The 1,938-nt window shown below is 74.5% G+C and carries 1 protein-coding gene; it reads right to left on the reverse strand.

Annotation, left to right across the window (positions count from 1 at the left end; translation table 11 throughout):
- Positions 1-53: 53 nt before the first annotated feature.
- On the reverse strand, positions 54-1,685 hold the full coding sequence (locus ACFU5F_RS42315; protein WP_383899009.1) for a phospho-sugar mutase: 1,632 nt from the start codon (positions 1,683-1,685) through the stop codon (positions 54-56).
- Between the last annotated feature and the right edge of the window lie 253 nt (positions 1,686-1,938).

Below are 1,938 nucleotides of genomic sequence, written 5' to 3' on the forward strand. Positions count from 1 at the left end.
CGGGGGCCCCGGCCGGTGATCCGCCGGGGCCCCCGTGCGTCCGGGCGGGTCGGTCAGATGCCCGCCGCCGCCGACAGGTCCCTCTTGATCCCGGCCAGCAGGTCGGTCGCCTTCGCGCGGGCCGCGGGGAGGCCGGCGTGGTCGGCCACCGGCACCACGACCTCCAGGTAGCACTTGAGCTTGGGCTCGGTGCCGCTCGGGCGGACGATCACGCGGGCGCCGTCGAGGGTGTAGCGCAGGCCGTCCGTGGGCGGGAGCCGGTCCGTGCCCCGGGTGAGGTCCTCGGCCCTGGTGATGGCGAGGCCCGCGAGGGAGGTCGGCGGCCGCTCCCGCAGCCGCTCCATGGCGCGGGCGATGACCGACAGGTCCTCGACGCGGACCGAGAGCTGGTCGGTGGCGTGCAGGCCGTGCTCCACGGCGATGTCGTCCAGCAGGTCCAGGAGGGTGCGGCCCTCCTCCTTGAGCCGCGAGGCGAGTTCCGTGATGAGGAGGGCCGCCGTGATGCCGTCCTTGTCCCGGACGCCCTCCGGGTCGACGCAGTAGCCGAGGGCCTCCTCGTAGCCGTAGCGCAGGCCGTCGACGCGGGCGATCCACTTGAAGCCGGTGAGGGTCTCCTCGTAGGGGAGGCCCGCCTTCTCGGCGATCCGGCCGAGGAGCGAGGAGGAGACGATCGACTCGGCGAACGTGCCCCGCACCCCGCGCGCGACCAGGTGGGCGGCGAGGAGCGCGCCCACCTCGTCGCCGCGCAGCATCCGCCAGTCGGCGCCGTCCCGGACGGCCGCGGCGCAGCGGTCGGCGTCCGGGTCGTTGGCGACGATCAGATCGGGTTCCGTCTCCCGGGCCTTCGCGAACGCGAGGTCCATCGCGCCGGGCTCCTCCGGGTTGGGGAAGGCGACCGTCGGGAACTCCGGGTCCGGGTCCGCCTGCTCGGCGACGAGGACGGGCTCCGGGAAGCCCGCGCGGGCGAACGCCGCCAGCAGGGTGTCCCGGCCGACACCGTGCATGGCCGTGTAGACCGTGCGGGCGGTGCGGGGCGAGCCGGGCGAGAGGACCGCGTCCGTACGGGCCAGATAGGCCTCCAGGACGCTGTCGTCGAGGATGTCCCAGCCGGTGTCGGGGCGGGGGACGTCGTCGAGGGAGCGTACGGCGTCGATCTCGGCCGCGATCCCGGCGTCGGCCGGGGGCACGATCTGGGAGCCGTCGCCCAGGTAGACCTTGTAGCCGTTGTCCCGGGGCGGGTTGTGGCTGGCCGTGACCTCCACGCCCGCGACCGCGCCCAGGTGCCTTATGGCGAAGGCCAGGACGGGCGTGGGCAGGGGGCGGGGGAGGACGGCCGCGCGCAGGCCCGCGCCGGTCATCACGGCGGCGGTGTCGCGGGCGAAGTCGGCGGACTTGTGGCGGGCGTCGTAGCCGATGACGACGAGGCCGCCGCCGCAGCCCTGCTTGTTCAGGTACGCGGCGAGGCCTGCCGCGGCGCGGATGACGACCGAGCGGTTCATCCGCATGGGGCCGGCGCCGATTTCGCCGCGCAGGCCGGCCGTGCCGAACTGGAGGGTGCCGGAGAAACGGGCGGTCAGCTCCGCCGTGTCCGCCGCGTCGATCAGCGCGCCGAGCTCGTCCCGGGTCTCCGGGTCGGGGTCCTCGGCCAGCCACGCCTTGGCGCGGGCGATCAGGTCGTCGTGCACGGGGGTCAACCTCTCGTTCTTCTGTCTGCCGTCGGTCTTCTGCTGTGCCGTCGGTTCGATTGTGCTCGCCCCCCCGCCCCTACCCGTCCCTCCCTCACTCTCGGCGTCGCTCGAGCGGGAGGTGCCCCCATCAGGGGCTGCGCCCCTTCGACCCCGCCCTCGGGATGGTCTTCGGCTGCGGGTGGGTGGGGGCTTCTCGCGCAGTTCCCCGCGCCCCTGAAAAGCAGGGGCTGCGCCCCGTGCTTTTCAGGGG

It is taken from the genome of Streptomyces sp. NPDC057438, assembly GCF_042802995.1.
Classification (GTDB): domain Bacteria; phylum Actinomycetota; class Actinomycetes; order Streptomycetales; family Streptomycetaceae; genus Streptomyces.